The organism is Rhodanobacteraceae bacterium, from assembly GCA_024234055.1.
Classification (GTDB): Bacteria; Pseudomonadota; Gammaproteobacteria; order Xanthomonadales; family SZUA-5; genus JADKFD01.
Map to the genome: position 1 here is coordinate 80,635 of JACKOW010000017.1, position 6,981 is coordinate 87,615.

The window sequence follows — 6,981 nt, forward strand, 5'->3', positions numbered from 1 at the left end:
TCCTCAACCCAAGCATAGCCGTGAACCCGCAATCGCTATCGGTCTGCATCCTGCGTTTGTCCGCCCTGGGCGATGTCAGCCACGTCCTGCCACTGGTGTACGCCTGGCGCCAGCAGCGGCCGCAGGATCGCCTCAGCTGGGTGCTCGGTGCCGGCGAGGCCCAGCTGCTGGCAGGCACCGAGGGTGTGAGCCTGCTGCCCTACCGCAAGCGCGATGGCCTGGCCGGCATGCGTGCGCTGTGGCGCAGCCAGCGCGATCAGACCTTTGACGCCCTGCTGATGATGCAACTGGCACTGCGCGCCAATGTGCTCGGTCGCGGCCTGCGCGCGCGTCGCCGCATCGGCTACGACCGCCTGCGTTCGCGCGAGGGACACAGCCTGTTCATCAATGAACGCATCGCCGATCACGGCTACAGTCATGTCCTGGAGACGCTCTGTCGCTTTGGCGAAGCGTTGGGCGTAGTGGTGGACGACCTGCACTGGCCACTCGTCATTCCCGACGAGGCCCATGCCTACGCTGAATCCTGCCTGCCGTCTGATGCGCCACTGCTGGGCATCAGCGCCTGCTCCAGCCATGCCTTGCGCAGCTGGTCGCCACAGGGCTATGCCGAACTGGCGCGGCATGCGCACAAGCGCCACGGCATGCGGGTGGTGCTGCTCGGCGGCCGCAGCGACATTGAGCGGCAGATGGCTGACACCATCCTCGGCCTGGCACCGGATGCCGAGTGCGTCGATCTGGTCGGCAAGGACACCCTGAAACAGATGCTGGCCCTGCTGTCGCGCATGACGGTCGTGGTCTCGCCCGATGCCGGTCCTGCACATCTGGCCAGCGCGCTGGGCGTACCCGTTATTGGCCTGCATGCCGCCACTGATCCCCGCCGCAGCGGCCCCTATCGCAGCCTGCAATGGTGCGTGAACCGCTTCCCCGAGGTGGTGCGCGCCAAGCGCGGGCAGGAACTGGCGCAAGTGCGCTGGAGCACCCGCATCGAATACCCCGGCGTCATGGACCTGATCGAGATCGACGAGGTGTTGGCCACGCTGGATCGCCTGCTGGCGACGCCGGCCGGGGAACGACTTGCGCCCGCGCGTTTGCGACGTTGATGCACGAGGGCACGAGGGCACGAGGGCACGAGGGCACGAGGGCACGAGAAAGGCTACGGGGTTCGGGCTCTCGTGAAGAGAGAGAGCACCGGCGCCGAGCGGCAACGGGCCGTCATAGGCCAGATCACATCGCAGCGGTCCACGGATCCCGTAACTGCTGTTGCGTGCCCTCGTGCCCTCGCGCCCTCTTGCCCTCGCGCGCCAACTAGTCCACCGACGGCGCCCCAACCCCCTCGCGCTGATAACTGGCATAGGACTTCTCTTCCACCAGCTCCGAGCCCAGGCGGGCATTGAGCTCGCGCTTCAGGCGGGCGCGATCGTCGTTGATGAAGTAGACCGCCCGTGCCAGCTCGATGAACTCGGCATCGAAGGCACCCTGTCCTTCCTTGATGCGGATGCGGTCCTCGATATCCCAGAGCTGACCGTTGACGCCGCGCAGTCCGGCCCAGAGGTCTTCGATCGAGGCCGCCTTCGAGGCCGGATGGGCCTGCCAGGTCGCCAGCAAGGCATCCAGTTCCTTCTGCACATTGGCCAGCTTGGCGGCATCGCTGATGCGTTGCGCCTTGATCTCGAGAATGCTGATCTTGTCGATCAGTTCGCCGTAGGAAACGGGCACCAGCAATTGCGACATGGTCAGGCTCCAATCTTGAGGCGGCGGATGATACGGAAGCGTGGGCGGCCCGTGGGATTGCACCCAGCGCCCATCAAAGGATCTCATCCTCGTCGAAGAAGGGATCCGACAGTGCCTCTTCAGCAATGCCCTCGATGCGCTCGCCAGCGGTGTGGAAAGACTTGACCTGGGCAATATGCATCAGCGCATCGCCCTGGTTGACGATGGGCAGGTTGCTGCGGCCGATGATCAATCCCTCGGTGTGCGCCGTCACCGGCTGATCGGAATCGCCGAAAGGATCTGACAGATGACCAAGGGTGGCGCCGGCCTGCACCAGCTCGCCCGGGCGCCGGGTGGCGCGGAAGATGCCGCCCTGCGGCGCCCGTATCCAATGCGTGCGTTGCGACACCACCGGTCTGGCCGGCACTTCATCTCCCTCGCTGCGGCGCAACATGCCCTGATGGGCCATGACCCGAAGCACGCCCTTGACGCCCACGCGTATCGCCAACTCATCGAAACGCAGCGCCTCGCCCGACTCGTAGACCAGCACATCGACATCCATTTCCGCCGCCATCTGCCGCAGCGAACCCGGCCGCAGCGGCGCCGAGATCACTGCCGGGGCGCCGAAGGCCATGGCTAGCTCGAAGGCCGCCGGACGTCCGGAGCTGATCCTGATCTGCGGCAGATTGCTCCGGTGCAGCGCCGCCGAATGGATATCGATGCCCAGCTGACAACGACTGATGATCTGACTGGAAAAGGCGTGGGCGAGTTGCCCAGCCAGCGATCCCCTGGAGGTACCCGGAAAGCTGCGATTGAGATCACGTCGATCCGGCAGGTAGCGCTGGTGCATGATGAAGCCGAGGACATTGACCACCGGAATCAGCAGCAGCGTGCCGGTGAGCCGTTTCGGCGAAATTCGCGACAGCAGACGGCGGATGATCTCGACGCCGATGATCTCGTCACCGTGGACGCACGCACTGACGAACATCACCGGGCCGGGCCTCGTCCCGTGCAGCACCCTGACCGGCAGAGCCAGCGGCGTATGCGTCGACAGACGGCTGATGGCCAGATCGACGGTGGCCATCGAACCTGCCAGTACCGACACACCGTTCAGATCAAAGGGCGCCACCGCAAAAGTGCCGCGCTTGCCCCGCGCCCCGCCCATCGCCCCTCCAGAGCCACTCCCAGGCGCTCAGTGTGCCCGAGATTGCGGGCGCTTCGAAACCCGGTGCTCTGATTGGCTTCAGCCCCGCGTCCGCAGCGCAGTCCATCGCCGGCGAATGGTGCGCACAGAGCAGCATCGGCGCCTGCATCACCGTGACACCTTCGCCGAAAATCCCCGGAGCTCGTCACCGCGCCATACGAAGGCAAGCTGGCGATCCGCCGCGGTGCGGTATCGCTGCAGATCGACACCCCAGATGCCGGGCGAAAAAAAACCCGGTCGCGTTGGCGGCCGGGTTCAGATCTGGCGGAGAGGGTGGGATTCGAACCCACGGTGCGCTTACACGCACGCCTGATTTCGAGTCAGGTACATTCGACCACTCTGCCACCTCTCCGGAGACTGTGATCATTGCCGCGCTTTGTGCGGCAAGGGGGCGGAGCATACGGTCAGTAGCCCGTGTCGACAAGCACCTGTTGATGAGGCCCGTCGAGTTGGGAAGCGTGTTGATTGGCCGACGAGCGGATGTCACCTCGGGCAGATTTTTTTCGTTATCAGGGCCAGTGATCGGAATGGTGTGTTGCAAGCAGCGTATGCGCACGGCATCCTATCGGTGAGGGAGGCCTCGCTTGCACACATTGAATCTGAAAATCCTGTTTCTTCCGCCGTCAGATGCCGGGCTAACAACCCGCGGCATCGGCGCCGATTGACCGCAATTTTTGCGCGACCGAGCACCATGATCGAATTCGGACACGGGACGCATACCGGGCTACGGCGCGAGCATAACGAGGACACCTATTGCGCGGATCCCGACATGGGTCTGTGGCTGGTGGCCGACGGGATGGGAGGGCACGAGCACGGCGAGGTGGCCAGCGCACTGGCGCGGGATGTCGTCATCCGCGAAGTGCACAAGGGCCAGGCGCTGGCGAACGCCATCCAATCGGCGGATGAGGAAATCATCCGTCACTCCAACGAAAAGCGCAGCGAGCGCCCGATGGGCACCACCGTGGTCGCCGTACGCGTGCAGAAGCACGATTACGAAGTGGCCTGGGTGGGTGACAGTCGGGTCTACATCTGGAATGGCAGCCTGCGCCAGATCTCGCAGGATCACTCCTATGTGCAGGAGTTGATCGATCAGGGCGCGATCAGCGCGGCACAGGCACGCACGCATCCGCACCGCAATGTGGTGACCCAGGCGCTGGGCGTGACCATGCCTGACCAGCTGAAGATCGAAACCCTGCGCGGCACGCTCGAACCCGGGCAATGTCTGCTGCTCTGCAGCGACGGCCTGACCGAGGAAGTCGAGGACACGATGATCAGCGAGATCATCGAACGCGGTCTGAGCGCGCAGGAGACGGTCGACCATCTGATTCTGGCGGCGCTGGATCACGGCGGTTCGGACAACATCACCGTGTTGCTGGTTCGCTGCATCTGATGCCAGGCGCGATTCGCGCCTGATTTGCAGACGTCCCGGTCATCTCGTCAGGCGCTTACTCGTCGGTCCCCAGGTAGCGCTGCAGCTTTGCGTGCCAGCGAGGATCTTCTATGGCCTCCAACAAGGCGCAATCGATTGCTTCGCGCAGTTCCGGCCGACCTTCGGGCAGAGCGAACGCGTAGTACTGACGATCCAGGCGCTGCGGCAACACCGTCAATTGCTCCGGGTAACTACGCTGCACCAGAAACTGCAGGATCGGGGCATCGTGCACGACGGCCAGCACCTTGCCCGCAGCCAGTTGCTCCAGTGCGGCCTCGGCGTCGGGCATGCCGATGCTGGCAATGCGACGGGCCGCCAGCCATCTCGCACCCGTACTCCCCTCGATGCTGGCCACACGGACCCGGCGCAGATCATCGACGGTTGTGACCTGGCCTTCGAGCGCCCCCACGGTCAGGGTGGCGCTGACCCCTGCAGTGAACACCGAAACCAGCAGGATTGCGGCGAACATCCAGATCAGTGCCAGCAGCCGTCCGGCAAAACTCACCGGCGCCTTGTCGCCATAGCCCACCGTGGACATGGTGACTGCGGCCCACCAGAATCCACTGCCGATGCCGTGCCAGGGCCGTCCGCCGAACTGGGCCGGATTGGCGCGCCGTTCCAACAGCCAGGCAATGGCCCCGACGGCTGCCAGGGTCAGGACAAGACCGGCAACCCAGGCCAGGAAGCGCCAGGAGAACAAGCCCGCCAGCAAGGCCTGCCAGGCCGAGGAGCGTGGCGCCGTGGCGATCCCCAGGCCACCTTGCGCAAAGGGCTGGCTGAAATCAAGACTCTTCTCACGATCGGAAGTGACGCTGAGCGCGCCCACGGCAACATCGATGTGTTGCTCACGCGCTGCGTCGAACAGCGACTGCAGGCCGAAGGCCTGATATCGAAAGCGCCATCCGTTGCTGCGCGCAATCTCTTCCCAGAGTTCGATGGCGATGCCATCAAAGCCCTGCTCCGTCCGGACCACGAAGGGTGGTGCCACGCGCACGCCCACCTGCAATTCGAGCGACGGGTCGGGCGGTGCTTCCGCACCCGCCACACTGCCAAGCAGTATCAGCGCCGCGCCGATCCAGCCGTGCCATCGTCTTTCAGTAGCGCCTTTCAACCCTCCCCCATCTCTGCAGGAAGCAACGAGGCTCAGGACTGTTTCTCACTGGCCAGAGAGGTCAATTCGGGTTCGTCGGGAAACATCTTCAGCGCCTGCGCCAGCAATCCCTTGGCGGCATCATTGCTGCCACCCTGGCGCAGAATCTTGACTTCGTTGGCCATGGCCTGCACCAGCTTCTTGCGCACTTGCTGCGCGCGCTCCTTGTTGGCCGGACTCAAGCCGGCCTGCTGGATGGTGTCAAAGGCGTCCGACCACTTCTTCTCGTTGATCAGGCGTTCGGCCTTGGCCAGCACACCTTCGGCCATGCCCTGGGTACCGCCCAGCTGCGCCAAGGCCTTGTCCGAGGCGCCGGTACCGGCATCTGGAGCGGGCGCCGACCGCCCGAACAACTGCGCCAATCCCCAAGCCAGCGCCACAGCAACAGCAATCACCAAGGTAATCCGCATCAGGGCACGCGGCAGATTGGACCTGGGTGCCTGACGGTAGTTTCTGGCCGGCGCTGCAGATGCGGCGACCGGCGTCGGTGCAGGCGCTGGTCGCGGGACAGGATCGGCCGCAGCGGCCTGCACGACAGTCGGCGCTCCCAGGGCCTGAGTTTCAGCCTGACGGGCGGCGGCCTTGGTCGTTGACCGCATGGCCTCGGTGCGCGGCTCACGCACGGTCTTGGGCTCGATGAAGCCGTCAAGTGCGGCCACCAGCTCACGGGCGCTGGCAAAGCGCTCTGCGGCGCTCTTGGCCAGGGTCTTGTCGATCAACGACTGGTACAGCGCAAAGGCCTCCGGCAACTTCGGCACCGGCTCGCTCAGGTGTTTTCCAATCACCGCGTAGGGATCATCGGCATCGAAGGGCGGTCGGCCCGTCAGCATCTCGAACAGCACGATGCCCAGACTGTAAAGGTCGGCGCGGCCATCGCCGCTCTCACCCTCGATCTGCTCGGGGCTCATGTAGTGCGGACTGCCGATCTGCATGCTCCCGGCTTCGCTCTGCGCCTTGAGGATGCCCAGATCGCCAAGCACTGCGGCTCCGTCGCCGCGGAACATGATGTTGGATGGCTTGATGTCGCGATGCACCACGCCCTGGGAATGCGCGTATTCGAGTGCGCTGGCCAGATCCCGGGTGATGCGCAAGGCTTCGACCGGCGCCATCGGCTGTTGCATGCGATCGCGCAGCGTGCCACCTGGCACAAACTCGGTGGCGATATAGGGAAAGCCTCCGGCAGAACCAATGTCGAAGACGGCGAGCACATGGGGGTGATTCAGGCGCGCCGCGCTCTTGCCCTCATCCACGAAGCGCTGGCGCAGACCGGGATCGTCGAAGAACTCCTCGCTCAGGACTTTCAACGCGACTTGCCGCGCCAGCGACTGCTGCTCGGCCAGGAAGGTGCGCGAGCGCTTGCTCTGCTTCAGAACCTTGAGCAGGCGATACCCGGGAATTTGCGGCAGTTCAGCCATGTCACTCTATTCGTGGGCGCTGCCGGTGATTAGACCCGTGCTCGGCACTGAACCGCAAGGACGGCGTGCCGTT

Annotated in this window: 6 protein-coding genes and 1 tRNA gene; 2 read left to right on the plus strand and 5 right to left on the minus strand. The window is 64.6% G+C overall.

The features are described from left to right. Positions 1 to 14: 14 nt before the first annotated feature. Positions 15 to 1,100 carry a glycosyltransferase family 9 protein gene (locus tag H7A19_19035; GenBank protein ID MCP5476928.1) on the plus strand — a complete coding sequence of 362 codons (1,086 nt, stop codon included), beginning with the start codon at positions 15 to 17 and terminating at the stop codon, positions 1,098 to 1,100. Between the two features lie 205 nt (positions 1,101 to 1,305). Here H7A19_19035 and H7A19_19040 read toward each other — a convergent pair whose 3' ends face one another. The 3 genes from H7A19_19040 to H7A19_19050 form a co-directional block, all read right to left on the minus strand. Next, positions 1,306 to 1,731 carry a hypothetical protein gene (locus tag H7A19_19040; protein MCP5476929.1) on the minus strand — a complete coding sequence of 142 codons (426 nt, stop codon included), beginning with the start codon at positions 1,729 to 1,731 and terminating at the stop codon, positions 1,306 to 1,308. Positions 1,732 to 1,804: 73 nt separating this feature from the next. Then, entirely contained in the window at positions 1,805 to 2,875 is a 1,071-nt protein-coding gene (locus tag H7A19_19045) for a succinylglutamate desuccinylase/aspartoacylase family protein (GenBank protein ID MCP5476930.1), read from the minus strand. A 301-nt stretch (positions 2,876 to 3,176) separates the two neighbouring features. Further along, a tRNA-Ser gene (locus H7A19_19050) sits at positions 3,177 to 3,266 on the minus strand. Positions 3,267 to 3,605: 339 nt separating this feature from the next. Here H7A19_19050 and H7A19_19055 point away from each other — a divergent pair. Continuing rightward, the gene (locus H7A19_19055) at positions 3,606 to 4,304 is read left to right on the plus strand and encodes a Stp1/IreP family PP2C-type Ser/Thr phosphatase (GenBank protein MCP5476931.1); all 699 of its coding nucleotides are present in this window, start codon (positions 3,606 to 3,608) and stop codon (positions 4,302 to 4,304) included. Positions 4,305 to 4,359: 55 nt separating this feature from the next. On the opposite strand, the gene H7A19_19060 is transcribed toward H7A19_19055, so the two are convergent. After that, a complete protein-coding gene (locus H7A19_19060; GenBank protein ID MCP5476932.1) occupies positions 4,360 to 5,454 on the minus strand; it encodes a transporter substrate-binding domain-containing protein in 1,095 nt (364 codons plus the stop codon). Positions 5,455 to 5,486: 32 nt separating this feature from the next. Continuing rightward, a complete protein-coding gene (locus H7A19_19065; GenBank protein MCP5476933.1) occupies positions 5,487 to 6,908 on the minus strand; it encodes a serine/threonine protein kinase in 1,422 nt (473 codons plus the stop codon). Positions 6,909 to 6,981 lie beyond the last annotated feature (73 nt).